Annotated in this window: 26 protein-coding genes; 17 read left to right on the top strand and 9 right to left on the bottom strand. The window is 70.3% G+C overall.

What is annotated here, in order from left to right:
* The 4 genes from FB457_RS20135 to pstS all read right to left on the bottom strand — a co-directional run.
* Window positions 1-323 (bottom strand): ATP-binding cassette domain-containing protein (locus FB457_RS20135; protein WP_145782642.1); only part of this gene is annotated, 323 nt, incomplete at its 3' end.
* A gap of 29 nt (window positions 324-352) precedes the next feature.
* Window positions 353-1,417, bottom strand: a complete 1,065-nt coding sequence (pstA, locus tag FB457_RS20130; protein WP_047017096.1) for a phosphate ABC transporter permease PstA — start codon at window positions 1,415-1,417, stop codon at window positions 353-355.
* Window positions 1,414-2,427 carry a phosphate ABC transporter permease subunit PstC gene (gene pstC / locus FB457_RS20125; RefSeq protein ID WP_486589082.1) on the bottom strand — a complete coding sequence of 338 codons (1,014 nt, stop codon included), beginning with the start codon at window positions 2,425-2,427 and terminating at the stop codon, window positions 1,414-1,416. The genes pstA and pstC overlap by 4 nt, the downstream gene beginning before the upstream one ends.
* A 140-nt stretch (window positions 2,428-2,567) precedes the next feature.
* A complete protein-coding gene (pstS, locus tag FB457_RS20120) occupies window positions 2,568-3,701 on the bottom strand; it encodes a phosphate ABC transporter substrate-binding protein PstS (RefSeq protein WP_047017097.1) in 1,134 nt (377 codons plus the stop codon).
* A 303-nt stretch (window positions 3,702-4,004) separates the two neighbouring features.
* Here pstS and FB457_RS20115 point away from each other — a divergent pair, with 303 nt between their 5' ends.
* The 11 genes from FB457_RS20115 (at window position 4,005) to FB457_RS20065 (ending at window position 15,946) form a co-directional block, all read left to right on the top strand.
* Window positions 4,005-5,159 (top strand): zinc-dependent metalloprotease, encoded by a 1,155-nt coding sequence (locus FB457_RS20115; protein ID WP_047017098.1) that lies wholly within the window; start codon window positions 4,005-4,007, stop codon window positions 5,157-5,159.
* A gap of 195 nt (window positions 5,160-5,354) precedes the next feature.
* Window positions 5,355-6,527, top strand: a complete 1,173-nt coding sequence (gene tilS, locus FB457_RS20110) for a tRNA lysidine(34) synthetase TilS (protein ID WP_047017099.1) — start codon at window positions 5,355-5,357, stop codon at window positions 6,525-6,527.
* 190 nt (window positions 6,528-6,717) lie between these two features.
* Complete coding sequence (gene hpt, locus FB457_RS20105) at window positions 6,718-7,257, top strand: hypoxanthine phosphoribosyltransferase (protein WP_047017100.1); 540 nt, start codon at window positions 6,718-6,720, stop codon at window positions 7,255-7,257.
* A 312-nt stretch (window positions 7,258-7,569) separates the two neighbouring features.
* Window positions 7,570-9,636, top strand: coding sequence for an ATP-dependent zinc metalloprotease FtsH (gene ftsH / locus FB457_RS20100; RefSeq protein WP_047020185.1), 2,067 nt, complete (start codon window positions 7,570-7,572; stop codon window positions 9,634-9,636).
* 84 nt (window positions 9,637-9,720) lie between these two features.
* Window positions 9,721-10,344: a GTP cyclohydrolase I FolE gene (gene folE, locus FB457_RS20095; protein ID WP_047017101.1), complete on the top strand. Its 624-nt coding sequence runs from the start codon at window positions 9,721-9,723 to the stop codon at window positions 10,342-10,344.
* A complete protein-coding gene (locus tag FB457_RS20090) occupies window positions 10,344-11,330 on the top strand; it encodes a formylglycine-generating enzyme family protein (RefSeq protein WP_047017102.1) in 987 nt (328 codons plus the stop codon). The genes folE and FB457_RS20090 overlap by 1 nt, the downstream gene beginning before the upstream one ends.
* A 468-nt stretch (window positions 11,331-11,798) precedes the next feature.
* A complete protein-coding gene (folP, locus tag FB457_RS20085) occupies window positions 11,799-12,656 on the top strand; it encodes a dihydropteroate synthase (RefSeq protein ID WP_047017103.1) in 858 nt (285 codons plus the stop codon).
* Window positions 12,657-13,151: 495 nt separating this feature from the next.
* Entirely contained in the window at window positions 13,152-13,520 is a 369-nt protein-coding gene (gene folB, locus FB457_RS20080) for a dihydroneopterin aldolase (protein WP_047017104.1), read from the top strand.
* Between the two features lie 3 nt (window positions 13,521-13,523).
* Window positions 13,524-14,117 (top strand): 2-amino-4-hydroxy-6-hydroxymethyldihydropteridine diphosphokinase, encoded by a 594-nt coding sequence (gene folK / locus FB457_RS20075; RefSeq protein ID WP_047017105.1) that lies wholly within the window; start codon window positions 13,524-13,526, stop codon window positions 14,115-14,117.
* Window positions 14,118-14,198: 81 nt separating this feature from the next.
* Window positions 14,199-14,666, top strand: coding sequence for a DUF3180 domain-containing protein (locus tag FB457_RS20070; protein WP_078898362.1), 468 nt, complete (start codon window positions 14,199-14,201; stop codon window positions 14,664-14,666).
* 95 nt (window positions 14,667-14,761) lie between these two features.
* Window positions 14,762-15,946: an NADH-quinone oxidoreductase subunit D gene (locus FB457_RS20065; protein ID WP_047017107.1), complete on the top strand. Its 1,185-nt coding sequence runs from the start codon at window positions 14,762-14,764 to the stop codon at window positions 15,944-15,946.
* Between the two features lie 24 nt (window positions 15,947-15,970).
* Here FB457_RS20065 and FB457_RS20060 read toward each other — a convergent pair whose 3' ends face one another.
* Window positions 15,971-16,900: a coiled-coil domain-containing protein gene (locus tag FB457_RS20060; protein WP_253911336.1), complete on the bottom strand. Its 930-nt coding sequence runs from the start codon at window positions 16,898-16,900 to the stop codon at window positions 15,971-15,973.
* A 443-nt stretch (window positions 16,901-17,343) separates the two neighbouring features.
* Between FB457_RS20060 and FB457_RS20055 the strand changes: the two genes are divergently transcribed.
* The 6 genes from FB457_RS20055 to FB457_RS20030 all read left to right on the top strand — a co-directional run bounded on the left by FB457_RS20055 (window position 17,344) and on the right by FB457_RS20030 (window position 22,528).
* Window positions 17,344-17,988 (top strand): hypothetical protein, encoded by a 645-nt coding sequence (locus FB457_RS20055; RefSeq protein ID WP_145782640.1) that lies wholly within the window; start codon window positions 17,344-17,346, stop codon window positions 17,986-17,988.
* Between the two features lie 320 nt (window positions 17,989-18,308).
* Window positions 18,309-19,034: a hypothetical protein gene (locus tag FB457_RS20050; protein WP_486589081.1), complete on the top strand. Its 726-nt coding sequence runs from the start codon at window positions 18,309-18,311 to the stop codon at window positions 19,032-19,034.
* Window positions 19,035-19,376: 342 nt separating this feature from the next.
* Entirely contained in the window at window positions 19,377-19,610 is a 234-nt protein-coding gene (locus tag FB457_RS20045; protein WP_052770627.1) for a hypothetical protein, read from the top strand.
* Between the two features lies 1 nt (window position 19,611).
* The gene (locus FB457_RS20040) at window positions 19,612-20,949 is read left to right on the top strand and encodes a putative T7SS-secreted protein (protein ID WP_047017112.1); all 1,338 of its coding nucleotides are present in this window, start codon (window positions 19,612-19,614) and stop codon (window positions 20,947-20,949) included.
* Window positions 20,950-20,963: 14 nt separating this feature from the next.
* On the top strand, window positions 20,964-21,887 hold the full coding sequence (locus tag FB457_RS20035) for a hypothetical protein (protein ID WP_145782635.1): 924 nt from the start codon (window positions 20,964-20,966) through the stop codon (window positions 21,885-21,887).
* An 11-nt stretch (window positions 21,888-21,898) separates the two neighbouring features.
* Entirely contained in the window at window positions 21,899-22,528 is a 630-nt protein-coding gene (locus FB457_RS20030; RefSeq protein WP_047017113.1) for a hypothetical protein, read from the top strand.
* Between the two features lie 9 nt (window positions 22,529-22,537).
* On the opposite strand, the gene FB457_RS20025 is transcribed toward FB457_RS20030, so the two are convergent.
* The 4 genes from FB457_RS20025 to FB457_RS20010 all read right to left on the bottom strand — a co-directional run bounded on the left by FB457_RS20025 (window position 22,538) and on the right by FB457_RS20010 (window position 26,579).
* Window positions 22,538-23,749 carry a hypothetical protein gene (locus tag FB457_RS20025; RefSeq protein ID WP_078898363.1) on the bottom strand — a complete coding sequence of 404 codons (1,212 nt, stop codon included), beginning with the start codon at window positions 23,747-23,749 and terminating at the stop codon, window positions 22,538-22,540.
* A gap of 175 nt (window positions 23,750-23,924) precedes the next feature.
* The gene (locus tag FB457_RS20020) at window positions 23,925-24,863 is read right to left on the bottom strand and encodes an ABC transporter substrate-binding protein (protein WP_047020187.1); all 939 of its coding nucleotides are present in this window, start codon (window positions 24,861-24,863) and stop codon (window positions 23,925-23,927) included.
* 205 nt (window positions 24,864-25,068) lie between these two features.
* Window positions 25,069-25,848, bottom strand: coding sequence for an ABC transporter permease (locus FB457_RS20015; protein WP_047017115.1), 780 nt, complete (start codon window positions 25,846-25,848; stop codon window positions 25,069-25,071).
* On the bottom strand, window positions 25,848-26,579 hold the full coding sequence (locus tag FB457_RS20010; protein ID WP_047017116.1) for an ABC transporter permease: 732 nt from the start codon (window positions 26,577-26,579) through the stop codon (window positions 25,848-25,850). The genes FB457_RS20015 and FB457_RS20010 overlap by 1 nt, the downstream gene beginning before the upstream one ends.
* Window positions 26,580-26,598: the final 19 nt, after the last annotated feature.

Genomic DNA, 26,598 nt, shown 5'->3' with positions numbered 1-26,598 from the left:
GCGGCCACGTTCTCGTACACGCTCATCGTCGGGAACGGGTTGGGCCGCTGGAAGACCATGCCCACCACGCGCCGTACGGAGACGGGGTCGACGCCCGGTCCGTACAGGTCGTCGCCGTCGAGGCGCACCTCGCCCTCGACGCGCGCGCCCGGGGTGACCTCGTGCATGCGGTTGATGGTGCGCAGGAAGGTGGACTTGCCGCAGCCGGACGGGCCGATGAAGGCGGTCACGGACTTCGGCTCGACGGCCATCGAGATGCCGTCTATCGCCTTGAAGTCGCCGTAGTAGGCGGTCAGGTCGCCGATGTCGATGCGCTTGGCCATGGGACTGGGATCTCTTTCGTACGTGGCCGTCAGCGGCCGGTCTTCGGAGCCTTGAAACGGGCGATGAGGCGGGCGAACAGGTTGAGGAGCATGACGAAGACGATGAGCACCAGGGCGGCGGCCCAGGCGCGGTCGAAGGAGGCGTTGTTGCCGTTGGCCCACTGCTCGTAGATGTAGAGCGGCAGCGACGCCTGGGCGCCCTCGAGGGGGTCGGAGTTGATGGCGGGGTTGCCGAAGACGAGCAGCAGAAGAGGAGCCGTCTCGCCGGTGATACGGGCCACGGCGAGCATCACGCCGGTGGTGATGCCGCCGAGGGAGGTGGGGAGGACGACCTTGAGGGTCGTCTTCCACTTCGGTACGCCCAGGGCGTACGACGCCTCGCGCAGCTCGTTCGGGACGAGCTTCAGCATCTCCTCGGTGGAGCGGACGACGATCGGCATCATCAGAATGGCGAGCGCGAAGGAGCCGGCGAGTCCGGAGTAGCCGAAGCCCAGCCCCATGATCCAGACGCTGAGGATGAACAGGCCGGCGACGATCGACGGGATGCCGGTCATGACGTCGACGAAGAAGGTGACCGCCTTCGCCAGCCGCCCGCCCCCGTACTCCACGAGGTACACGGCGGTCAGCAGCCCGATCGGGGTGGCGATCACGGTGGCCAGCGCGACCTGCTGGACGGTGCCGAGAAGGGCGTGGTAGATGCCCCCGCCGGGCGCGATGGCGACGACGCCGTTCATGGAGTGCGTCAGGAAGTAGCCGTCGAGGACCTTGACGCCCTGCCGTACGGTCTCCCAGACCAGCGACGCCAGCGGGATGACGGCCAGCAGGAAGGCGCCCCACACGAGCGACGTGGCCAGCCGGTCCTTCGCCTTGCGGACGCCCTCCGTACGCGCCGAGACGGCGTACAGCCCCGCCACGAAGAGCAGCGCGGCGATCAGCCCCCACTGCACCCGGCTGTCCAGCCCCGCGCCCAGCCCGACCGCCACCCCGGCCGCCACGGCGGCGACCGCGATGGCCACCGGCGCCCAGCGGGGCAGGCGCGGCTGGTGGATGGCGAAGGCGTCGGTCCGGTCCACCACGCTCCCGGGCGCGCTCATGCGTTCGCTCCCGAGTACTCCTTGCGGCGCGCGATGATCAGCCGGGCGGCGCCGTTGACCAGCAGCGTGATGACGAACAGCACCAGGCCGGAGGCGATCAGCGCGTCCCGCCCGAACTCCCCCGCCTCCTTGAACGCCGAGGCGATGTTCTGCGCGAACGTCCCGCCCCCGGGCTCCAGGAGCTTCGCCGACAGGATCGCCGACGGGGACAGCACCGTGGCGACCGCCATCGTCTCGCCCAGCGCCCGCCCCAGGCCCAGCATCGAGGCCGAGATGACGCCGGAGCGCCCGAAGGGGAGCACCGACATCCGGATCAGCTCCCAGCGCGTGGCGCCCAGTGCCAGCGCCGCCTCCTGCTGTGTCTGCGGCGACTGCCGGAAGACCTCGCGGCTGACGTTGGTGATGATCGGCAGGATCATGATCGCCAGCAGGATCCCGGCGGTCATGAGGGAGCGCGGGGCGCTGCCGTCGAACGAGAAGACGACGGTCCAGCCCAGGAGGTCGTCCAGCCACTCGTACGGGCCGACGAGGTGCGGCACCAGGAACAGGGCGCCCCACAGGCCGTAGACGATCGAGGGGACGGCGGCCAGCAGGTCGATGACGTACGCGAGGGGCGCCGCCACCCTGCGCGGCGCGTAGTGGGTGATGAAGAGCGCGATGCCCACGGCGATCGGCACCGCGATGACCATGGCGATGACCGACGAGACGATCGTGCCGAAGGCCAGCACCGCGATGCCGAAGACCGGCGGGTCGGCGTTGGCGTCCCACTGGAAGGTGGTGAGGAAGTTGCCCTCGTTCTTGGCGAGGGCGAGCGAGGCGCGGTACGCGAGGAAGGCCGCGATCGCGCCCATGATCACCAGCAGGGTGATCCCGGAGCCCTTCGACAGGCCGGCGAAGACGCGGTCGCCGAGGCGGGTCGCGCTTCTGCGGCGGCCCTTCTTCCGCGGCGCCTCCGGCGGTGGCGGGGCGGTGGTGCGTATGTCGGTCTCGGTGTCGGTGTCGGTACTCACGGGCGGCCTCCCGTCGGGGTGGGGCTGCGGCGCGGGGGTGGACGCCGTTCGCCCCGGCGGCGGTGCACCGGCTGCGGGACCCGCGCCCTCCGTGCCCCCGCGCAGGTCGGCGCGGGGGCTGCGGGGGTCGGGGCCGGCGGTCAGGAGAGTGACTCCACTGTCGTACGGACCTTCCCGACGACCTCCGCGGGCAGCGGGGCGTAGCCGAGCTGGCTCAGCTTCGACTGGCCGGCCTCGCTCGCGGTGTAGCCCAGGAAGGACTTCACCTTGTCGAGGTTGTCCTTGTGGTTGCCCTTGTCGCAGGCGATCTCGTAGGTGAGGAGGGTCAGGGGGTAGGCGCCCTCGGTGTCGGTGGTGAAGTCGAGCTGCATCGCCAGGTCCTTGCCGGAGCCGGTGACCTTCGCGGCGGCGATGGCCTTGGAGGCGTTCTGGCTGGTGGCCTCGACGCGCTCCTTGGCACCGGTGTCGAGCTTGACGGTGTTGATGTCGCTCGCGGTGGCGAAGGACAGCTCGAAGTACGAGATGGCGCCGTCGGTCTGCTTCACCTGTGCGGAGACCCCGGAGGAGCCGTCCGCGGCCTGACCGCCCTGGACGGGCCACTTCTTGCCCGGCTGGTGCGGCCAGGTGTTCTCGGCGGCGGCGGCGAGGTACTGGGTGAAGTTGTCGGTGGTTCCGGACTCGTCCGAGCGGTGCACCGGCTGGATCTTGGTGTCCGGCAGGTCCGCGTCGGGGTTGAGGTCGGCGATGGCCGGGTCGTTCCAGGTGGTGAGCGCGCCGGAGAAGATCCGGCCGACGACGTCCGCGTTGAGGACGAGGTCGTCCACGCCCTCGACGTTGTACCCGATGGCGATGGGGCCGCCGAGCATCGGGATGTTGATGGCCTCGCCGTTCCTGCAGACCTTCTTCGACGCCTGCACCTCCTCGGGCTTCAGCACCGAGTCGGAACCGGCGAAGCCGGTCTTGCCCTGGAGGAACTCCTGGATGCCGGCGCCCGAGCCGGTGGCCTTGTAGTTGACGGTGATGTCCGGGCAGACGCCCTGGAAGTCGCTGACCCACTGGTCCATGGCGTTCTTCTGCGCCGAGGAGCCCGACGCCAGCAGCTCGCCGGAGCCGGCGCACTTCACGTCGTCGGCCGCGGCCTGGGCGCCGCCACCGGCCGAGCCGGAGCCGCCGGTGTTGTCGTCCGACCCGCAGGCGCCGAGGACGAGGGCGCCGGCGAGAGCGAGGGAGCCGGCGGCCGCGGCGCGCAGCGGGGCGGTGGGGGGAAGCTTCACGGTGGGGGTCCTTTGCGGTTCTGGCGGACTGGAGACAGACCTCTCCCTCAGCTATGCGCGTTCCCGTCCGTCTCGCCTGCGCTGTTCACCTTTCGTTGCCGAATTTAGGCAAAACAGGTGAATCGATCCCCTGTCCGAAGTGAATGAGAAGTGAATCTCCTCCCTCGTTCGGGCGACCGCCCCGCCGGCGCCGCCCGCGCCCCGCTCCCCGCCCGGCCCGGCGCGTCCCCTACGGGCCCTCCCGCAGCCGGTTCCGGGGGCTGCGCGCTCCCGCTCGGCCCCGTGGGCACGTACGGTGAAGAGATGACGAGCATCGGTGGTGCGGAGATGGTCGACTGGAATCTCGCGGTTGCGACCGCGACCCGGCTCGTACGGCCGGGCCCCGAGGTGAGCCGGGACGAGGCGCGCGCCATCGTCGGCGAGCTGCGGGCGCACGCCCGGTCGGCCGAGGAGCACGTACGCGAGTTCTCCCGGATGTATCCCGAGGGCGCCGACCCGCGGCACGACACCCCGATCCTCGTGGTCGACCGCCCCGGCTGGATCAAGGCGAACGTCGCGGGCTTCCGCGCCGTCCTCGCGCCGCTGCTGGAGAAGATGGACAAGCGCCGCTCCGGCCTGCCCGGCGGGGCCGTCCTGGGCGCGGTGGGCGGCAAGATCACCGGCGTCGAGCTGGGGATGCTGCTGTCGTTCCTGTCCTCCCGCGTCCTCGGCCAGTACGAGACCTTCGCCCCCGCCACCCGCGACCTGCCCGGCGGCCCCGCCGCCCACGCCGGCTCCGGCAGCGGCGGCGCGGGACAGGGCAGGCTGCTGCTCATCGCGCCGAACATCGTCCACGTCGAGCGTGAGCTGGAGGTCGCCCCGCACGACTTCCGGCTGTGGGTCTGCATCCACGAGGAGACCCACCGCACGCAGTTCACCGCCGTGCCGTGGCTGCGCGACCACCTCCAGGGCGAGATCCAGTCCTTCCTGGGCGAGACGGAGATCGACCCGGCCACCCTCCTGGACCGCGTACGGGAGGCGCTGCAGAGCCTCAGCGGCAGCCGGGAGGAGGGCGGCGAGGAGCGCAGCATCGTCGAGGTCGTCCAGACCCCGGCGCAGCGGGAGATCCTGGGCCGGCTCACCGCGGTGATGTCCCTGCTGGAGGGGCACGCGGACTACGTGATGGACGGCGTCGGACCGCAGGTCGTGCCGTCGGTCTCGGAGATCCGGGAGAAGTTCACCAAGCGCCGCCAGGCCGGCGCGGGCCGGCTGGACCAGGCGCTGCGCAAGCTGCTGGGCCTGGACGCCAAGCTCCGCCAGTACCGCGACGGCGAGCGCTTCGTGCGGCACGTCGTCGACCAGGTCGGCATGGACGGCTTCAACCGGGTGTGGACCTCGCCGAACACGCTGCCCACCAAGGCGGAGATCGCCAAACCGGCGGACTGGATCGCGCGGGTGCACAGCCGCGCCGAGAGCTGACGACTGCTCCCGGCGGTTCCCATGGCGGCGATATTCGCGCGACTTTCACCCGTCCGAGGGAGCGAACCCGGCGTTGCCCGCGTGCAATGCTCAGTTGGCCGCTCTCCTCTGTCACCATCGACACACTTACAGTGACGGTCGCGGAGGTGAGCCCGAGCGAGCTCTTCCGCCGCCAGCGAAAGTGAAGTGAAAGCCATGGGTCCCCATCCAGCGGTCGCCGCGATACGTCTGGCCGTACGCCACGTTCTGCACGACGTGCTTACCGAGCACGCGACGGCGCACGTACCCCCCACCCCCGCGGCCTTCCCGGCCGCTCCCCAGGCATCCCCCGCCGCCTCCACGGTCTCCACGGCCGCGGGCCCCCCACCGGCCGCGCGCGCCCGCTTCGCGGGCACCTCCCGCCCGGCGGCCCCCACTGCCCCCGCAGCCGCCCCGCTGATCCTCGTCGCCTGCTCGGGCGGCGCCGACTCCATGGCGCTGGCCTCCGCGCTCTCCTTCGAAGCCCCCCGCCAGGGCGCCCGCGCCGGCGGCATCACCATCGACCACGGCCTCCAGGCCGGCTCCGACCTGCGCGCGCAGGAGGTCGTCGGCCGCATGCGCGCTCTCGGCCTGGACCCCGTCGAATCCGTGCGCGTCGACGTCGGCCGCGGCGGCGGCCCCGAGGCCGCCGCCCGCGAGGCCCGCTACGCGGCGCTGGACGAGGCCGCGCAGCGCCTCGGCGCCGCCGCCGTACTCCTCGGCCACACCCGCGACGACCAGGCCGAGACCGTGCTGCTGGCGCTCGCCCGCGGCTCCGGCGTGCGCTCCCTGTCCGGCATGGCCGCGACCTCGGGGCCCGGCGGCCGCTACCGCCGCCCGTTCCTGCAGATCGACCGCCAGGTCGCCCGCAAGGCGTGCATGGTCCAGTCGCTGCCCGTCTGGGACGACCCGCACAACGTCGATCCCGCCTACACCCGCTCCCGCGTCCGCCACGAGGCGCTGCCCGTGCTGGAGAAGGCGCTGGGCCGCGGCGTCGTCGCCTCCTTGGCCCGTACCGCCCGGCTCTCCCGGGACGACGCCGACGCCCTCGACGCCTGGGCCGCCGACGCCGAGCGCGGCGTACGGGACGCGGACGGCGGCCTCGACGTCCCCGGGCTGTACGCGCTGCCGCCCGCCGTGCGGCGCCGCGTCCTGCGCCGCGCGGCCCTGGCGGCCGGCTCCCCGGCCGGGTCCCTCTTCAGCCGGCACATCGAGGAGATGGACAAGCTCATCACCGGCTGGCGCGGGCAGAGCGCCCTCAACCTCCCCGGGCGGGTGTCCGCCCGCCGCGAACAGGGCCGGCTCGTCGTCCGGCGGGAGTACCGCCGGGAGGACGACGGGGAGGACTGAGGGCCCGTACGCCGCGGATCCCGCCGGAGCGCAGGCCGGCCGGCGGGACCGTACAGGCCATGGCCTGGGGTCGGGACGTGCGGAAAACGTGTCCTACGCGCTCCTGACCGCCCGGAGAACGGATGGCAGACTGTTCGTTCGGCAGTGGTCGTCGAACGAACGAGAGTGACCCCGGGTGGATGTGAAGGACATGGGCGCGGACCTTGAGAAAGTGCTCATCACCAAGGAAGAGATCGACGCCAAGCTCGCCGAGATGGCCGCGAAGATCGACGCGGAGTACGCCGGCAAGGATCTCCTGATCGTCGGGGTGCTCAAGGGCGCCGTGATGGTCATGGCGGACCTCGCCCGCACGCTCTCCACGCCGGTCACGATGGACTGGATGGCCGTGTCCTCGTACGGTGCGGGCACCCAGTCCTCCGGTGTCGTGCGGATCCTCAAGGATCTGGACACCGATATCCAGGACCGGCACGTGATGATCGTCGAGGACATCATCGACTCCGGCCTCACGCTCTCCTGGCTGCTCTCCAACCTCGGTTCCCGGCAGCCGGCCTCGCTGCGGGTCTTCACCCTGCTGCGCAAGCCGGAGGCGGCGAAAGTGCCCATCGACGTGGACTGGGTCGGCTTCGACATTCCCAACGAGTTCGTCGTCGGCTACGGCCTCGACTACGCGGAGAAGTACCGGAACCTGCCCTTCGTCGGCACCCTCGCACCGCACGTGTACGGTGGCTGACGCAGTCCGCGGCTCCGCGTGCGCGGGCTGAAGGGGACTGGGGGGACATCGCGCCGCCGCCCCCCGGGTGGCCGGACGCGGGCCGGCGGGTCCCTGCCCGGGGAACACCGGGGGGTTTCCCGCCGTTGGAGCATGGGAAAGCCGGTTTGTTAGCCGTCCCCGGCGGGGACGGGTGACAATTCTGGGGTACCGTCCGAACGACAGTCGTTTCAGTTTGGACCCATAACAGGCATACGCACGGCCACGGGCTCGGTCAGGAGCCAGCCGTGCCTCACTGGGCAGGAGGGACGGGGCGTACGCCGCCCCGTGTGGATGGACGTGAAGCGCTACTTCCGTGGGCCGGTCATGTGGATCGTGCTGGCCGTCCTCGCCGTGGTCCTGTTGATGCAACTGGTCGGCTCCTCCGAGGGCTACAAGTCCGTTGACACCGCCAAGGTCGTCGCCGCGATCAACGACAAGAAGGTCAGCTCCGCGGAGCTGACCACCGGTAACAGCGAGACCATCAAGGTCAAGCTCAAGGGCGACAACAAGATCGACGGCAGCGACAAGGTCCAGGCGAACTACATCGACAACCAGGGCGCCGACCTTGCCGACAAGCTGCAGAACAGGTTCGACAAGGGCGAGATCCCCGACGGCTACTCGGTCAAGCCGACGAAGGACAACCCGTTCGTCAGCATCCTGCTCTCGCTGCTGCCGTTCGTCCTGATCGTGCTCGTCTTCCTCTTCCTGATGAACCAGATGCAGGGCGGCGGCTCCCGGGTCATGAACTTCGGGAAGTCCAAGGCCAAGCTCATCACGAAGGACACCCCGAAGACGACCTTCTCCGACGTGGCCGGGGCCGACGAGGCCGTTGAGGAGCTCCACGAGATCAAGGAGTTCCTCCAGGAGCCCGCGAAGTTCCAGGCCGTCGGCGCCAAGATCCCCAAGGGCGTGCTGCTCTACGGCCCGCCCGGCACCGGCAAGACCCTGCTGGCCCGCGCCGTCGCCGGCGAGGCGGGCGTGCCGTTCTACTCCATCTCCGGCTCCGACTTCGTCGAGATGTTCGTCGGCGTCGGCGCCTCCCGCGTCCGCGACCTCTTCGAGCAGGCCAAGGCGAACGCACCCGCGATCGTCTTCGTCGACGAGATCGACGCGGTCGGCCGCCACCGCGGCGCCGGCATGGGCGGCGGCCACGACGAGCGCGAGCAGACGCTGAACCAGCTCCTGGTCGAGATGGACGGCTTCGACGTCAAGGGCGGCGTCATCCTCATCGCGGCCACCAACCGGCCCGACATCCTCGACCCCGCCCTGCTGCGCCCCGGCCGGTTCGACCGGCAGATCGGCGTGGAGAGCCCCGACATGCAGGGCCGGCTGGAGATCCTCAGGGTCCACCAGAAGGGCAAGCCCGTCGCCCCGGACGTGGACCTGTCCGCCGTCGCCCGGCGCACCCCCGGCTTCACCGGCGCCGACCTCAGCAACGTGCTGAACGAGGCCGCGCTGCTCACCGCGCGCAGCAACCGGAAGCTGATCGACAACGAGATGCTGGACGAGGCCATCGACCGCGTGGTCGCCGGCCCGCAGAAGCGCTCCCGCATCATGTCGGAGAAGGAGAAGAAGATCACCGCGTACCACGAGGGCGGGCACGCCCTGGTCGCGGCGGCCTCTCCCAGCGGCGACCCGGTGCACAAGGTGACGATCCTCTCCCGCGGCCGCGCCCTCGGCTACACGATGGTGCTGCCCGACGAGGACAAGTACTCCACCACGCGCAACGAGATGCTGGACCAGCTCGCGTACATGATGGGCGGCCGCGCGGCCGAGGAGCTGGTCTTCCACGACCCGACGACCGGCGCCGCCAACGACATCGAGAAGGCCACCGGGCTCGCCCGCAAGATGGTCACGCAGTACGGCATGACCGAGCGGCTGGGCGCGATCAAGTTCGGCTCCGACCAGTCCGAGCCCTTCCTGGGCCGGGAGCTCTCGCACCAGCGCGACTACTCCGAGGAGGTCGCCGCGCTGGTCGACGAGGAGGTCAAGAAGCTGATCGAGACCGCGCACAACGAGGCGTGGGAGATGCTCGTCGAGAACCGCGACGTGCTCGACAACCTGGTGCTGGAGCTGCTGGAGAAGGAGACCCTGGGCAAGGAGGAGATCGCCGAGATCTTCCGCCCCCTGGTCAAGCGCCCGCTGCGGCCGGCGTGGACCGGCTCCTCGCGGCGTACGCCCTCCACCCGGCCGCCGGTGACCTCCCCGCGGGAGACCAACGGCTCGGGCCCGCGGATGCTCGACAAGGCCGAGACGCCGCCCGCCGGCGGCGGCCTGCCGGGCGGCCTCCAGGGGGGCACGCTGCCGGGCGAGGGCCCGCAGCACCAGCCGTCGCCGAGCGAAGGCGGTCAGCCCTAGCGGATACCGCTGGAATGTGTGCAGCGCCCCCGAGGTTCTAGCCTTGGGGGCGCGGCCATTGGCGCAGGTACGAGAGGCACCACGATGACGGATGCGGCTGTCAGGACGGGACACGGCCCGGAGCACGACGACGGGGCGTACGGCGACTTCGACGAGAAGCGCGCCGAGGACGCCGTGCGTGAACTGCTCATCGCCGTCGGCGAGGACCCCGACCGCGAAGGTCTGCTGGACACACCGGCGCGGGTGGCGCGCGCGTACAAGGAGATCTTCGCCGGCCTGCGGCAGCGCCCGGAGGACGTGCTGACGACGACGTTCGACCTGGGCCACGACGAGATGGTGCTGGTCAAGGACATCGAGGTGCTGAGCACGTGCGAGCACCACCTGGTGCCGTTCGTGGGCTCCGCGCACGTGGGGTACATCCCGTCGCACGACGGGAAGATCACGGGGCTGTCGAAGCTGGCGCGGCTGGTGGACGTGTATGCGCGCAGGCCGCAGGTGCAGGAACGGTTGACCACGCAGATCGCGGACTCGCTGATGGAGATACTCGAGCCGCGGGGCGTGATCGTCGTCATCGAGTGCGAGCACTTGTGCATGACGATGCGGGGTGTGCGGAAGCCGGGGGCGAAGACGCTGACGTCGGCGGTGCGCGGACAGCTCCGGCACCCGGCGACGCGGGCCGAGGCGATGAGCTTGATCAGGTCGCGCTGATGGGGGGCGGGGGTGTGGAACCGGGAGCGTGCTGCGCGCCGGGACGCGGTGCGGAGGGCGCGGCGGTACCGGAGGGCGGCGGGGTAGTCGCCGGGCCCGGGAAGGCCGTGGCCGCCTCGGGACCGGCCGCGTACGAACCGCGCGGAGGGTGGCGGAAGCTGCCCGGCGGGGCATTCCTGATGGGCTACGACGACGGCCCGTACCCGGCCGACGGGGAGGGCCCGGCGCGCGAGGTGACGGTCGACGGCTTCGCGGTCGCGGCGACGGCGGTGACGAACGAGGGGTTCGCGGCCTTCACCGACGCGACGTCGTACGTCACGGACGCCGAGCGCTTCGGCTGGTCCTTCGTCTTCGCGGGCTTTTTGCCCAAGAACTTCCCGCCCACCGCCTCGCCGCCGCAGACGCCGTGGTGGCGGCAGGTCCACCAGGCGGACTGGCGGCACCCTGAGGGCCCCGGCTCGGGCCTGCGCGGCCGCTGGGACCACCCGGTGGTGCACGTGTCGCACACGGACGCCCTGGCCTTTTGCGACTGGGCGGGCGCACGGCTGCCGACGGAGGCGGAGTGGGAGTACGCGGCACGCGGCGGGCTGGAGGGGGAGCCGTACCCGTGGGGGGCGGAGCGGGATCCGGAGGGCGCGTACCGGATGAACATCTGGCGTGGCAGCTTCCCCGACCGCAACACGGCGGCGGACGGCTACCGGGGGACGTGCCCGGTGGACGCCTTCGAGCCGAACGACTACGGGCTGTACAACGCGACGGGGAACGTGTGGGAGTGGTGCGCGGACTGGTTCCACGCCCGGCACCACCGGAAGGCCCCGCGCGACAACCCGCGGGGGCCGCGGCTGGGGCAGTCGCGGGTGCTGAAGGGGGGGTCGCATCTGTGCCATGAGTCGTACTGCTTGCGGTACCGGACGTCGGCGAGGATGGGGAACACCCCGGACAGCTCGAGCGGCAACACGGGCTTCAGGGCGATCCGGAGCCTGTGAGGCGCCCCGGGACCGGCGGCCCGCGGAAGGCGGGGGGGCCACCAGCCCGGGCACCTCGAACCCGGGGACGCGCCAACCCGGGTATCCGTCAGCCTGGGCACCCGCCGACCCGTGGACCCGCCGGTCCGGGAACCCGCCGATCTCTGGACCCGCCGGTCCGGGAACCCGCCGATCCGGGCCCTCTACCCGTCGACCTGGGGATCCGCCGACCCGGGATCCTCGGACCCCGTGCCCCCGGGCCGGCGCCTCCGTGCCCCGGACACCGACCCCCCGCACCACACGTCCCACGTCCCCCGCACTCCCGCCCAAGGGTAGGCGCGCTCTCTGACATCGCCCCGTCGCTCGCGCCGCCGCAGTCCGCTCTACGCGCCCCATCCCCGCCGCTCGGGCGGCGCCCCGTCCTCCTCGCCGCAAGCTCTCCGGCGCCCTGCCGGGACCGGGCGGGCCGATGGCGCATACGCTGGAGCTATGACGGATGCGCGCAGGGGGCAGGTGGCGGGGCTGCCGGACTTCGGCCGCTGCGCCGTGATGGGCGTCGTCAACGTCACCCCCGACTCCTTCTCCGACGGCGGCCTCTGGTTCGACTCCGCGGCCGCGATCAAGCACGGCATCGATCTCGTCGCCACCGGCGCGGACATCGTCGACGTCGGCGGCGAGTCCACCCGGCCCGGCGCGCCCCGCGTGGACGAGGCCGAGGAGCTGCGTCGCGTCCTCCCCGTCGTACGGGGCCTCGCGGCCGAAGGCGTCCTCGTCTCCGTCGACACCATGCGCGCCACCGTCGCCGAACAGGCGGTCGCCGCCGGCGCCCGCCTCGTCAACGACGTCAGCGGCGGCCAGGCCGACCCCGCGATGGTCCCGGCGGTCGCCGCGACCGGGGTGCCGTTCGTCGTCATGCACTGGCGCGGGCAGTCCATCGACATGAACAACCGCGCGGTCTACGAGGACACCGTCACCGAGGTCGTCGACGAACTCCGCCGCAGCCTGGACCGGGCCGTTGCGGGCGGTATCGACGTCGAGCGGATCATCGCCGACCCGGGCCTCGGCTTCGCGAAGGCGGCGCCGCACGACCTGGTGCTGCTGAACAGCCTCGCCCGGCTCCGCGCGGAGTTGGGCCGTCCGCTGCTGGTCGCGGCGTCGCGGAAGCGGTTCCTGGGACGCATCCTGGCCGGCCCCGACGGTTCGCCGCCGCCGGCCCGCGAGCGGGACGCCGCGACGGCGGCGGTGTCGGCGATAGTGGCGCGCGAGGGCGCGTGGGCCGTACGGGTCCACGAGGTCCGGCCGACGGCGGACGCGGTGCGGGTCGCGTCGGCGCTGGAAGGGGCGTAGCGGGGCTTACGGGCCGCGTACCCGAATCCGTATGGTGAGAGCCCAACCGTGCGGCCGGCGATCTTTGTCAGAGCAGCGGCCTACCCTAGGGCGGGAGTGCGGGGGACGGGCGACGTCTCACAAGACCTGTGTCGCGTTCATAGCCCGTTCGAGTCGCCGTCACTCCCCATACCGCTGTCCCGTCGACCCTCCCCGTAGACGCGGCCACACCCCACGGCACGGCCGTGAGCAGCCCCGGTCGTCCGGCGTGTCAGCAGGCGCAGGTACATTCGATCGAGGGTCCAGGGGCAGGGCCGAGCAGCAGACCACCACCGCTTCGACCTCAGCGAGCCCACCGGCACCGCGCATCGACCGAAACGAGCAGCCGACGACACAAGCCCACAAGCAGCCGACGCAAGGCGCGGGAACAAGGCACAAGCCACAGGAACGAGGAACAAGGTTCAAGGGCATCAGCACAGAACGGCGCCAAGACGCAGAAGGCGAGGCGAGCGAGCCATGACCCAGGCCGACCGAGTCGCGCTGCGCGGCCTCAGGGCCCGCGGCCACCACGGCGTCTTCGCGCACGAGCGCGCCGAGGGCCAACCGTTCGTCGTCGACCTCGTCCTCCACCTCGACACCCGCCCCGCCGCTGCCACCGACGACCTGGCGCGGACCGTGCACTACGGCGTCGTGGCGGAGGAGACCGTGGCCATCGTCGAGGGCGAGCCGGTGGACCTGATCGAGACGCTCGCCGAGCGGATCGCCGCGCAGTGCCTGACCCACGCGCCCGTGCAGCAGGTGGAGGTGACGGTGCACAAGCCGGACGCGCCGATCACCGTTCCGTTCGACGACGTGACCATCACCATCACCCGAAGCAGAGGTTGACCATTGAATCGCAGCGACCCGACCGTGCAGCCAGTGCCGCATTCCGTGGTCGAGCAGGTCGACGCGGCCGACTCGACCCTGCAGAACCCCAAGCTCGCCGTGCTCTCCATCGGCAGCAACCTCGGCAACCGCCTGGAGACCCTCCAAGGCTCCGTCGACGCCCTGGAGGACACCCCCGGTCTCCGCGTCAAAGCCGTCTCGCCGGTCTACGAGACCGACCCCTGGGGCGTCGAGCCGGGCAGCCAGCCGACGTTCTTCAACGCCGTCCTGATCGTACGGACCTCCCTCCCGCCCGCGTCGCTGATGGAGCGGGCGCACGCCGTGGAGGAGGCGTTCGCGCGCGTACGGGACGAGCAGTGGGGTCCGCGCACGCTGGACGTCGACATCGTGGCGTACCAGGGCGTCGTCTCCGACGACCCCGCCCTCACCCTCCCGCACCCCCGCGCGCACGAGCGCGCCTTCGTCCTCGTCCCGTGGCACGACGTGGACCCCGCGGCCGAGCTGCCGGGGCGCGGGCCGGTGGCCGAGCTGCTGGCGCAGATCGGCCCGCAGGGCGTGCGTCCGCGTACGGACCTCGAACTGCGGCTCCCGGACTGAGCGCATCGTGCCGGCCCTGCGGGGCTACGATTTCCGGGGGTTTTGGGAGGAGCGCGTTCGGTGAGGCAACTGCACGTCGGGATGTTGGCCGGCATCTTCGTGGTGGCGGGGGTGCTGTCCTGGGCGGGGTCCCGGCTGTGGAACTCGGTGGGGACGCTGCCGAGCGTCCCGGTCGCCGCCCCGGTCGTCCTCGCCCTCATCGCCACCATCCTGACGGCGACCGCGCTGTCCATCCGCTCCCGCCTCGCCGCCCAGCGCGGGCGCGTACCGCACGCGAAGGGCGTCGACCCGCTGATGGCCGCGCGCGCGGTGGTGCTGGGCCAGGCGAGCGCGCTGGTCTCGGCGCTGGTGGCGGGGGCGTACGGAGGGCTGGGGCTGTTCCTGATCCTGGACGGGCTGGACTACGGTACGCGCCGCTCCCAGGTGGTGTACGCGGCACTGTCGGTGGTCACGGCGGCGCTCGTGGTCGGGGCGGCGTTCTTCCTGGAGCGGGTCCTGAAGCTGCCGGACGACGAGGACGAGGACGACCGCACCCCACCGCGCCGCTAGCGCCCGTTCCGTACGACCACGCGTCCACGACCACGCCCACGACCGCCCTGCCGCGGCCCTAGGGGCCGCTCCGTACGGCCGCTAGGCTCGGTGGCATGACTGCCGCGCCCACCGGAGACGCCGCGCCCGCCGCACGCACCGCCCCGCTGACGGTCGGCGTCGGGGGCGCGGCCGAGCAGACCGACATGGTGCTCAACATCGGCCCGCAGCACCCCTCGACGCACGGCGTGCTGCGGCTGCGCATGGTCCTGGACGGCGAGCGCATCGTCTCGGCGGAGCCGGTCATCGGCTACATGCACCGCGGCGCGGAGAAACTCTTCGAAGCCCGCGACTACCGCCAGATCATCGTGCTCGCCAACCGCCACGACTGGCTGTCGGCCTTCTCCAACGAACTGGGCGTCGTCCTGGCCGTCGAGCGCATGCTCGGCATGGAGGTGCCGGAGCGGGCGGTGTGGCTGCGTACTCTCCTCGCCGAGATGAACCGCGTGCTCAACCATCTGATGTTCCTCGGCTCGTACCCCCTCGAACTCGGCGGCATCACCCCGATCTTCTACGCGTTCCGCGAACGCGAGGATCTGCAGGCCGTCATGGAGGAGGTCTCCGGCGGGCGCATGCACTACATGTTCAACCGCGTCGGCGGCCTCAAGGAGGAACTACCCGCCGGCTGGACGGACCGGGCGCGCGCGGCCCTGCGCGCGACGCGCGCGCGGATGGACGTCTTCGACGGCCTCGTCCTCGGCAACGAGATCTTCCGCGGCCGCACGCGCGGCGTCGGCGTGCTGCCGCAGGGGATGGTGCACGCGTACGGCGTGAGCGGTCCCATAGGGCGCGGCTCGGGGGTTGACTTCGACCTGCGGCGCGACGAGCCGTATCTGGCGTACGGGGAGCTGGGCGGCACGCTGCGCGTCGTGACCCGTGAGGAGGGCGACTGCCTGGCCCGCTTCGAGGTGCTGCTGGCGCAGACGCACAACTCCCTCGACCTGGCCGACGCCTGCCTGGACCGGCTGGCGGAACTGCCGCCCGGGCCGGTGAACCAGCGGCTGCCGAAGGTGCTGAAGGCGCCGGAGGGGGAGACGTACGCCTGGACGGAGAACCCGCTGGGGCTCAACGGCTACTACCTGGTGTCGAAGGGCGAGAAAACGCCGTACCGGCTGAAGCTGCGCTCCGCGTCGTACAACAACATCCAGGTGCTCACCGAGCTGCTGCCGGGGACGCTGGTGGCGGACATGGTGGCGATCCTGGGGTCGATGTTCTTCGTGGTCGGGGACATCGACAAGTGAGGAGGAACGGGGGCGAATCCCCGTTCAGCTCGCCTGCTCCAGGTCGATGACGCGCCCGACGGGCCCGTGGGGGTCGTCGTCGGGGTCGTCGGCCTCGGAGGGCGCCGGAACGGCGTCGGAGCCGGCTTCCGCCCCCTTGTCGGCCTCGGCCTCCGCCTCGGCTTGGGCTTCGGCGAGGACTTCAGGACCGACGACATCGGCGAGGTCGGTGCCGGCGTCCCCGGGCTCGTCGGGCCCGGAGCGGTGGCCGCCGCCGGCCCGGCGGCCGGACGCCGGGGGAGGGGTCTCCCGGGACTGCGCCCGCTGCGGCCGGGAGAAGTAGCTGAAGCCCGCGGCGTCGCCGGAGGGCGCCTGCTCGTGGGTCTGCCCGTGGCCCTGCCGGGCGGCGTTGCCGGCGAGGTTGTCGAGGGCGTGGGAGGCGCGCAGGTACTGGCTGAGGGAGGGCGGCCCGATCTGCGGCCGCGACCCGGCAGGCGGCAACTGCTTGACGGGCGTCGCCGCCTCGATGGCCAACTGCCGCCGCCCTTCGAGCGCGGCGGCGCGCTCGGACTCGGCGTTGGCGTACCGCGCGAGCAGCGCGGCGTGGTCCGTACGCAACCGGGCGAGGTCGCCGTGCCGCGACCCGAGCCGCTTCTCCAACTCCCCGCGTACGCGCCGCGCCTCCTCAAGGTCGCGCTTCAACTCGGCGAGCTTCTCCTCATGCTCCCGCTCGGCCCGCGCCCGCGCCCCGGTGGCCTCGGTCACCTGGAGGGCGGCCATCCGGTCCCGCAACCGCATGAGCGCCGAGGCCCCCACCGCGGCCCCGGCCGCCCCCGCGGCCAGCCACCGCACGGCGGCCCCGTCCCCGGAAACCAACCAGGCCCCGGCCGCGCAACCCAGCGCGACCGCGGCGAACGACACGGGCGGCAGGAGCCCGCGCATCGGCGAGGAGAAGCGGTGGCGTCCACGTGGCATAGTCCGCAACTTACCGCGGAGATGTCCCAAATGGAGCAGCCCCCAACCAATCGTTTCCCCCCGGTTACGTCCCAGCCACCCCACCACCCCCCGGCCGCTGGCGGGAGCGTCGGCGCCCTGGCGATCACGGGCACCACGATCGGGCGAGAGCGCCAATGGAATTCCACCCGTTCCCCAAATCTGGTGAATGCCCCTGAGGGACGAATCCGACGGAGAGAATGGGACCGTCGGGGCGGACTCATCCGAGACCGACCGCATGCTCGACTCACCGAGTGACGGGGGCCGGCCAGGCAGGGGGCGTTGGCTTGCTTGGAGCGAGCAGCTATTGAAATTCCATTCATTGCCGGAAGAGGCAATGCCTGACGGAAAGTCGACGGTGGTGTGACTGAATCAACCTCCGGTAGCGTCGCTCCCACAGAGATCCCGATCCCCCCGGAGCCGACGTGAAGCGCCGCCACCTCCCCACCGCCGCAGCAGCCGTTGCCGTGCTGAGCCTGCTCCTGACCGCCTGCGGCGGCAGCGACGACGATTCGAACGCGGACGACAAGATCAAGGGCGCCGATTCGGCCACCCCGACCTCGTCGCCGAGCGGCCCGGCCGCGGGGAGACCGGAGATCAAGCTGCCGGACGGCGCGAAGAACGTCTTTGAGGACTGGGAGACCGGCGACCCGGAGAAGGATGCGGTTCTGGCGGACAGTGCGGCTTCGGTCGACTCTGTAGATGAAGCGATCCTGCGCGGATCGACGGATACCGAGGCGTTGGACTTCTACAACTCCGGGAACGCCCTCATGTCTTCTATGGAATACATCAAGGGCTATCTGGACAAGGGGCATGCGTGGGCGGGCACCACACGTTACTTTGATCAGCACGTGAGTTTCCGCGATGACGGAGCTGCGGTCGTCATCTATTGCTCCGACGAGAGTGATTCCTATATTACAAATGCAGACACCGGCAAACCGATCGAGGATTCCTCAGGGGGGGCAAGTGCGTATGTCCTGTACAACACACGCCTGGAGAAGGATACCGAGAGCGTCTGGCGGACGGTGAATGTGGTCTCGACGCGGGGGGCGAAGCAGTGCGAGGAGTGAAATTTGCCCTGCCGGCTGTAGTGTTAGCGGTATTCGCTTGCGCATTGACTGTTACTGAAAGTCATGCACAGAGGGATGGGCGAGCGGCTGGTGGCAGCCGTGGAGGAAACACGGTCGCGAAGGGTGACACCGGGGACGGAGCTGTTTCCGCAACCGCCGGAGCCGAGATCGAGATCGAGATTAAGCACAGTCAGAGCAGCGGAGAAGGGGAAACCGGCTCTCTCAGCCCCATTGGAGACTGGACTCCTCCTGCATGCTGGTACGCGCCAAAATGGACGGCTGAGGAGGCAGCGCAAACGAGGTTCGACGGAGGAATCGACATGAGCCCGCAGCATGATGCGGGTAACGCGGAGGCGATGAGGGACAAGTACGTGAACGGAGAACACGGGCCGTTCAATGTAGAGAAGAATGGTGAGGGTTTCTGGTGGGGTGTCTACACGGACCCGGATCAGGCCGACACTCCCGCAGCCTCCGAGTGTGTCGGGACACCCTTCTGGGTGGACACCGGGGATGACCCGCCCGCTGAGATTGAGAACACCATCAACCCCGAGATCCTCGCTCAGCTCGCCTACGAGCAGATCCGCATCCCTGAAGCCACGCCGACTCTTCAACCCGGCCATGACAGGCAGGTGGTGAACCTCCCTACCTGGGTGTCCTTGGACGACGCTTCCTTCCAGCCGGTGTCCGTCACCGCGTCAGTCAACGTGCTCGGTATCTCGGCCACCACCACCGCCACGCCCGGCAGTCTGCACGTGGACCCCGGCACCGAAGATGCCCTCACCTTCCCTGAGTCCGGCGAATGCCCCCTCAACGATGACGGCAGCGTCGGCCAGAGAAGGCCGGCCGGAGCCGAGGGGTCACCGCCCTGCGGCGTGCAGTATCTCCGGTCTTCCGAGGCCACAGGGCCGTACGCGTTCCAAGGCACCGTCACGTGGGACGTGAGCTGGACCGGAACCCACAACCCCGAGCCCACGGATCTGCCCTCCGGCACCTTCGGCAGTACTCAAGACGTGACCGTCAAGGAGATCCAGTCAGTCGTCCGCTGACCGGCTGACCGCGTGCAGTCGGCGCGAATTCCTGAGGCCGAGCCGACGTGGTTCAGCCGCAGCGCAACACGCAGCGATTCCGCTGTCACGGGAGACGCGAGCATAGCGGCCAGAATCTCGCCTGGCCTGACGTCGGTCTTGCCATGAAATTCCATCGTTGCCTCAGTAGGCAATACCTGACGGAGGTTTGGGGTGGTGCGACGACTTCGCCGTTCGCTAGCGTCGCACCGGACGGACCACTTCCGCGGCCGGGTACGCCGTCGACCCATCGGAAGGACCCTGATGGCAGACTTAAAGATCAAGGGTGACGTTCTTGAAGACCTTTTTCACACGTTCACGACCATGGCCAAACGCCTGGACTACGCCGCCCGGTCGATGAAGGGCACCGACACCGACGTCGTCGGTGCCTGGATGCTCATCCGTGAGCTGCGGGACTTCGCCGAATCGTGGGAGTACGGCATCGGGCAGCTCGGGGAGCACGCCGACGGGGCCGCCAAGATGCTGACGAAGATCGCCAGAGACTTCGACGGGCTGGAAAAGGAACTGGAAGCTGCTCTCCAGCCCAAGGGGCGCTGACGTGGCCGACAAGGACTACCCCGCCCTCGGCTTCGACCCGGCGCCCGGTGACGCGCACAGCACCAAATACCTGGCCCGCTCCATCGGCCGGCTCGCCGGAGAGCTGGGCACCACCGCCAAGGAGCTGGAACGCCTCGACCAGGGAGTGTGGAAGGGCAAGGCCGCGAACGCCTTCTCCGACCACGTAGCCGACAAGGTCACCCCCGACATCAAGCGGGCGCACACCTCCTTCGAGAAGGCGGCGACGGCGCTGCGGCGCTGGTCCGAGAAGATGGACCGGTTCCAGGACGAGGCACGCGCGCTGGAGCGCGAAGCGCGCCGGAAGCAGGAGGCACTGGGCGACGCGCAGCGGCTCCTGGACGCTGGGAAGGCGGCGCCGTTCCCGGGTGCGTCGGATGACGAGAAGGCGTCCGACGCGCAGAAGAAGCAGCAGGACAAGCGGGAGAAGGCCGCCGAGGAGGCCGGTGACGCGCTGGACGAGGTACGCCGCCGGGCCGAGGAGCTGAAGGACCGCTACTTCACCGAGGCGTGGTCGATCTCCCGGGAGCTGGACAGCGCCGGGGACATAGCCCCCGACGAGCCGGGGCTGTTCGACCGGATAGCCAGTGGTGTATCGGACGTGCTGGGCGACACCCTCGACTGGGTCCAGGACCACGCGGACCTGATCAAGGCGATCGGCGACGTCCTCAGCTACGTCACCGCCGCACTCGCGGTGCTCGCCATCGTCACCGCCCCCTTCGGAATCGGCGCGGCCTTCGCGACGGCCGCGCTGATCACGGGAGGGCTCACGCTGGCCACGCACGGAATCGCCAAGGCGGCGGGCGCCGATGTGAGCTGGACGACCATCGGCCTGGACGTCTTGGGTGTGCTGCCCGGTATCGGGGCGTTCTCGAAGGGCGCGAAGGTGGCCGACGCCACGGCGGCGCAAACACGCGCTGCGCAACTCGGAGCGAACTACGCCGGGGATGCGGTAAAAGTCCGCAACTTCGTCTCCTTCGGTGATGAGGCCGGCAGAGTCATAGGCGGTGTGCAGAGGAGTCCGTTCGGCAAAAACGTGGCGCTGTGGGGGCGTAAGGAAGTGGGGATCGTGACGTCCAGGGCAGGTGGTCTGCAGAACCGCATGCTTGGCATTGCGGAGGCGGCGACCTGGAAAGGCCAGTGGTTGGGCACCAGAACCCTCAGTTACGGACCTGACAGGCTGGCCGTCGATCCGCTCTCCGTGGGCGGCCGGATGCTCGACTCCGGGCTGAAGATGTCGCCGAAGTTGGTGACCATTCCGCAACACCTGGGCGTTGACGTAAACATCGGTGATCGCTTTGAGGCTGCTTTCGGCGGTTGAGGAGAGGGTGAATCATGGCAGTGTGGGAGCCCCGGCGGGGTGAGACCTTACTCAGCCGCGGGCCGGTGGAGTTCGCTACGGGCATGGCGGCGCCGGTCTCCGGTATGCGGTGGTTCCGCGACACCGAGCGCCGCGACATTCAGCATGAGTTGCCCGGTTGGCCTGAGGGACCGACGTACACCGTCCGCAGCCGGGCGGACCGGAACGTCCGGAGTACGGCCAGGAAGGCGGGCGTCTTCGGCCACACTCTGGTCGTCCTGGCCGCCAGCGCCCTCGGGGCCCTGGGGTCCCCGTTCGGTGAACCCAGGATTCGCGGCAAGAGCGAGGACCCGGAGAACGAGGTCGACGACTTCCCCGTCATCTGGGCGCAACAGGGTGGGATTGCCAGGACCCTTCCCTGGCAACTCGACCCCGCGCGCCGCCCGGCGAAGTACCGGACCCACTTGATCATCACCGATGTGCGCCTCGTAGTGGTGGGCTTTCCCGACGACGACCCCTCCCGCGATGAATCCCTGTGTGAGATGGACCGGCCGTTCATCGCCCGGGCGGAGCGCAAGAAGTTCAGTCAGGGCCATCGGAATTTTACGATCACGTTCACGGACGACTCGTGGTGCCGCCTCCACTCGTACAGCGAGAACGCCTTGGGCCGCATCCTTCGGCACCTCTCCTCCACCCTCGTTCCGCTCGATCAGCTCACTTCACCTCAGCGGAACGCCATCCACGCCTACCTGGCGGCTCGTGCTGAGTCTGACCGCAAATCCGGTGGATCAGGCCGCCTGAACCCCTACGGCATTGTCACCCGGCGACCGAGCGGCAACCTCCTGTTCGAGACCTGGTCCGAACCCGCAGAACCAGTCAACGGTATTGCGGGATACGGCATCCACTTGATGAGCCCGGAAGGTGGACATCCCACATTGCAGCCCGGTGACCTCGACTGAATCGGTGCTATATGCCTACGACTCCCCCCGCCTCCGACGGCATTCCTCCCGTCTGGTTCACCGTCCCGGACGGCTTCCACCCCCTGCCCATCGCCGCTACCGCCGAAGAACGCGCCGACCTCGCAGGTGAGTTTGTCCGGGAACTCCTCCCCAACGGTGACGACACCCTCTGGGCCTCCACCGCGCCGTACTACGCCGGGATGGGGGAGCTGATGGGGAGTTGCGGGCTGGCGTATTCGGCTCTGGGGTTGTTCGCGCGTGACGAGGGTGGAATCGCGCACTGTGCGTTCCACGTGGGTGCGTGGGAGAGTGGGCATCCTTCCGTCGAGGCCGCAGCCAACGGCGTACGGGAAGTCCTCGTCCGGGATCCGGCCAACGACGTGCGGTGGGTGGATCTACCGTGCGGCCCGGCGGTGTCCTGCATGACCTTGCGGGAGTTCACCCTGCCCGCGGAGCTGGCGGCCGACTCGCAGGAGAGCAAGCTCCGTGCCGGACAGATCCAGGTTCATGTCCCCTTTCCCACCGGGCCGTACATCAGCGTCTTCACGGTCGACACGGTGGCAATGGACTACTGGGGCGAGTTCTGTGACATGACCGCCGCCGTTCTGCAGACCGTCAGCTTCTCCCCGCCCCAGGAGTAGGCGCTGCCGTCAGCAGGTGTTCTGGCGGGAGTTGACCAACTGGACGTTGCGCACGGTCAGGTTGTCGGCGCACGGGCTCTCGTTGATGGCGGAGTTCGTCACCGTCAGGTTCTGCAGCGTGATGTCCCGGGAGTTCGCGAACTCCGAGCGGGCCGCGATACGGATGTCCCCGGGGCCGGCTACGGAACCGCTCTGGCCGGCGATGGTGACGTTGTAGCAGTTCTCCAGCAGGATCGCGTTGTTGCCGGTGTCCGCGATGTCGACGCGGTCGATGACCGCGCCGCCGCTCTCGGAGACGCAGAAGACGCCGCGGCCACCGCCGCGGGCGATGACCTGGCCGACGCGGATGTTGGTGCCGTAGCTGTCGCCGATGCGGCCGTTGCGGTTGGCCATGCGGAAGGCGGCGTAACCGGTGCCCGTGCCCGCGTCGACGGCGTCGACTGTGCCGATGGTTGCGTTGGTGGTGTCGTTGAGTAACAGGCCGGACCCGCCGACATCGCGGGCGGTGACCGTGCCGACAGTGAGGTCGTCGACGCCGTATGTCTCGACGGCGTGGGTGCTCGTGCCGGAGACGTAGACGTCGCCGATGTCGATGTTGCGGGCGGGAACGCTGGTGTCGCCGTGGTTGTCGATGCGGATGCCGAGGCCCGCGGACAGGCGCATGTCGATCTGGCCGAGGGTGACGTCCGTGACGTTGCGCATGAAGATGCCGTAGAGCGGGGCGCCCGTGACGTTGAGGTGCTGGACCTCGACGTCCGTGACGCCGCGGGCGTAGACGGGCGCGCGGTCGCCGGAGCCGGAGCCCGTGACGTCGATGGTGCCGCAGACGTCGAGGGCGGTGTGGCTGGGGAGGGAGAGGCGGGCGTTGGCGCTCATCGTGCCGGAGCCGCGGACGACGACCCGCTCCTTGGACGTACGACCCGGGGTGAGGCTGCCGACGGCGGCGCTCATGGCCGACAGCATGTCGTCGCCGGTGTAGACGACGGAACCGCCGCGGCGGGCGGTCCACGTGCTGCCGCTCTTCACCGCTTCCGCGTGGTACGAACCGTCCCCGCAGGCCAGCGGTGCGGGCGCGGGCTCCTCGCCATGCGCGCTGCTCTGGACCGTCAGTGTGGCGGCCATCGCGCCGAGTGCCGTCAGGCAGGCGGCGGTGAGCGTGGCCCTGCGCCTGCGGCGGGCGTGCGAGGGACCGTGGATGCTGCGGGGCTTGCCTGGCGCCATGGTCGACCAACTCCCGGGTGGTGGGCAGTGCGTGCTGCGCGCGTGAGTTGGTTGCCGCCCGGGCCGGATCGGTTGCCCGTTCCGCGGACATATCCGTGGGTCCCGCCGGGCCGGTCTGCCCCGGCCCGGCGGGAGGGCTCGCCTTGCGAGCCGTCTACGCGTTGCCTTACGAGCCTTACGAGCCGATGAGGTTCTTGGCCTCCAGGTACTCCTGCGCCGCGTCGGCCGGCTTCATCCGCTCCGCGTCCACCTTGCGGTTCAGCTCGATCAGGTCCTCCGTCGTGAGCACCTGCGTGAGCTTGTCCAGCGTGGCGGCGATCTCCTTCGTGCCCGCCTCCTTGGCGTTGACGACCGGGAGGATGTTGTCCGCGTTCTGCAGGCCCTTGTCGTCCTCCAGGAGCACCAGGTCGAAGTCGTCCAGCGTGGCGTCCGTGGTGGTCGTCAGGACGAGCTGGTTCGTGCCGTCCTGGACCGACTGCTTGGCCGCCGGGGTGCCGACGCCCAGGGGGTCGATCTTGGTGATGTCGATGTCGTACGTGTTCTCCAGGCCCGGCTCGCAGAACGGGCGCTCCGGGCACTCGTCGCCAGCCGCGAGGCGGATGCCGTCGCCGGTCTTGCCGAGGTCGCTGAGGGTCTTGAGGTCGTTCTCCGCGGCGAAGTCCTTGGAGACGGCGAAGGCGTTCTGGTCGAGGGCGTCGCCGGCTTCGAGTACCTTGAGGCCGCGGGGCTCGGCGAGTTCGCGCAGGGCGGTCACCGTTTCGTCGGCGTCGTTCGACGCGACGGGGTTCTTCTCCGGAGCCTCTACGCCGTTCTCCTTCGCGTTCAGGAACTCGGCGAGGGTCGCGGCGTACTCCGGGAAGACGTCGATGCTGCCCTTCTCCAGCTCCGGCTCGTAGAGCTCGCGGTTCTCCAGCTTCTTTATCGTGACGTCGTAACCGGCGTCCTTCAGCATCGCCGCGTAGAGCTCGGCGGTCACCGTCGAGACCGTGAACCCGGCCTGGCCCACCACCAGGGATGACTTGTCGTCGTCCGGGGAGTCCGTGCCGCCCTTTTCCTCCAGGCTGTCGCCGCCGCAGGCCGCGAGCCCCGCGGTGAGGGCGGCGGCGGCCAGCACCGAGGCGGCGGCGCGGGCGCGAACGCGATTGGTGATCAAGGGATTCTCCATCCGTTGGGAGTTGACATTCGTGGCATCGCTCTGCCCGAGGGGTGTGGGACTACGTGTGATTCGGTTGGTTCTTTCCGGAGGAGAATGCCGGCGTTATCCGCACGCCGGCGTCACGGGACACGGCGCGGCGCTGCGCACGACATGACGCCGAACCCTACAGCGACGCCGGCGCGGGCTTCTGTTCCCCCGGCGGTACGTCCGCCCCTTCCGTCCCCGGCGCTGCCAGGTCGTCCCCCGGCGTCCGCCGTCCGCGGCCGCGGCGGCCGTCGTGGCGGCCGCGCATCGGATCGAGGAGCCGCCCGGCGACGGCGAGCACGACCTCCAGGACCAGGGCCAGCACCGCCACCAGGAAGGCCCCGGCGACCACCATCGGGGTGTTGTACGTCCGGAAGCCCGCGGTGATGATCCGGCCGAGGCCGCCGCCGCCCGCGATGGCCGCCAGCGTGGCGGTCGCGACGACCTGCACCGTCGCCGACCGCAGGCCGGTCATCACCAGCGGATAGCCCAGCGGCAGCTCGACCCGGCCCAGCAACTGCGGCGCGGACATGCCCATGCCCCGCGCCGCCTCCACCACGTCCCGGTCGGCCTCGCGGATGCCCACGTACGCGTTCGTCAGCAACGGCGGCACCGCGAAGAGCACCAGGGCGATGACCGTCGGCCAGTCGCCGTGCATCCGCAGCGGGGTGAGCATGAGCAGGCCGAGCACCGCCAGCGTGGGCACGGCACGGCCGACGTTCGAGATGTTGATCGCGAGGGTGCCGCCCTTGCCGACGTGGCCCAGCCAGAACGCGATCGGCAGCGCGATGGCGCAGGCGATCGCCAGCGACATGCCCGTCAGGTACAGATGCTCGCCCAGCCGCACGCCGATGCCGGTCGGGCCCGACCAGTTCGACCCCGTGGTCAGCCACGTCCACGCGTCCGCAATGGTGCCCATCAGGCCGTCTCCTTCTGCCGCCCTGCGGTCCTCGCGCGGAATCTGCCGCCGCCCCCGCCGCGCCGCTGCGCCCGCGTCCACGGCGTCAGCAGCCGCTGCAAGCCCAGGATCAGCAGGTCCGCCAGCACGGCGAGCAGCACGCACAGCACCGACGCCGTCAGCACCTGTGCCTTGAAGAGGGTGCGCATGCCGTCGACGATCAGGTTGCCCAGGCCGCCGTAGCCGATGATGCCGCCGACCGTCGTCATCGCGATCGTCGACACCGTCGCCATCCGCAGCCCGGCCATGACGGCGGGCAGCGCGAGCGGCAGCTCGACGGCGAAGAGCAGGCGCGTCTGCCCGTACCCCATCCCGCGGGCCGCCTCCCGCGTCTCCGCCGGCACGGAATCGAGGCCGGCCAGGAGATTGCGGATGAGGATCGTCAGCGAATAGAGCACGAGGCCGGTGACGACCACGGACGCCGAGATGCCCATGATCGGGACCAGCAGGGAGAACATCGCGAGCGACGGAATCGTGTACAGCACCGTCGTCAGGCCGAGCACGGGGCCCGTGAGCACTCGCCAGCGGCGGGCGATCAGGGCCAGCGGGAAGGAAACCAGCAGGCCGATCCCGACCGACGCCAGCGTGATCCAGACGTGCTGGACCGTGGCGTCGACGAGCTCGTCGCTGCGGCTGCGGACGTATTCACCGCAGATCCACTCGTTCGCTGCCAGGCAGCCGGAGGCTTTCACGCCACCGCTCCTTCCCGTA

Source organism: Streptomyces sp. CNZ287 (genome assembly GCF_007827615.1).
Note: the sequence above shows the minus strand (reverse complement) of the source record. Positions and strands in the feature narration are given on the sequence as shown.

Bases quoted from the DNA above. Each gene is read 5' to 3' on its own strand.
- tilS (WP_047017099.1), top strand. From the start codon at position 5,355: ATGGGTCCCCATCCAGCGGTCGCCGCGATACGTCTGGCCGTACGCCAC.
- FB457_RS20065 (WP_047017107.1), top strand. From the start codon at position 14,762: ATGACTGCCGCGCCCACCGGAGACGCCGCGCCCGCCGCACGCACCGCC.
- pstA (WP_047017096.1), bottom strand. From the start codon at position 1,417: ATGAGCGCGCCCGGGAGCGTGGTGGACCGGACCGACGCCTTCGCCATC.
- ftsH (WP_047020185.1), top strand. From the start codon at position 7,570: ATGGACGTGAAGCGCTACTTCCGTGGGCCGGTCATGTGGATCGTGCTG.
- FB457_RS20015 (WP_047017115.1), bottom strand. From the start codon at position 25,848: ATGGGCACCATTGCGGACGCGTGGACGTGGCTGACCACGGGGTCGAAC.
- FB457_RS20115 (WP_047017098.1), top strand. From the start codon at position 4,005: ATGACGAGCATCGGTGGTGCGGAGATGGTCGACTGGAATCTCGCGGTT.
- FB457_RS20070 (WP_078898362.1), top strand. From the start codon at position 14,199: ATGTTGGCCGGCATCTTCGTGGTGGCGGGGGTGCTGTCCTGGGCGGGG.
- FB457_RS20035 (WP_145782635.1), top strand. From the start codon at position 20,964: ATGGCAGTGTGGGAGCCCCGGCGGGGTGAGACCTTACTCAGCCGCGGG.
- FB457_RS20030 (WP_047017113.1), top strand. From the start codon at position 21,899: ATGCCTACGACTCCCCCCGCCTCCGACGGCATTCCTCCCGTCTGGTTC.
- folP (WP_047017103.1), top strand. From the start codon at position 11,799: ATGACGGATGCGCGCAGGGGGCAGGTGGCGGGGCTGCCGGACTTCGGC.
- FB457_RS20025 (WP_078898363.1), bottom strand. From the start codon at position 23,749: ATGGCGCCAGGCAAGCCCCGCAGCATCCACGGTCCCTCGCACGCCCGC.
- folB (WP_047017104.1), top strand. From the start codon at position 13,152: ATGACCCAGGCCGACCGAGTCGCGCTGCGCGGCCTCAGGGCCCGCGGC.
- FB457_RS20045 (WP_052770627.1), top strand. From the start codon at position 19,377: ATGGCCAAACGCCTGGACTACGCCGCCCGGTCGATGAAGGGCACCGAC.
- FB457_RS20090 (WP_047017102.1), top strand. From the start codon at position 10,344: ATGGGGGGCGGGGGTGTGGAACCGGGAGCGTGCTGCGCGCCGGGACGC.
- folE (WP_047017101.1), top strand. From the start codon at position 9,721: ATGACGGATGCGGCTGTCAGGACGGGACACGGCCCGGAGCACGACGAC.
- hpt (WP_047017100.1), top strand. From the start codon at position 6,718: ATGGGCGCGGACCTTGAGAAAGTGCTCATCACCAAGGAAGAGATCGAC.
- FB457_RS20060 (WP_253911336.1), bottom strand. From the start codon at position 16,900: ATGCCACGTGGACGCCACCGCTTCTCCTCGCCGATGCGCGGGCTCCTG.
- FB457_RS20050 (WP_486589081.1), top strand. From the start codon at position 18,309: ATGAGCCCGCAGCATGATGCGGGTAACGCGGAGGCGATGAGGGACAAG.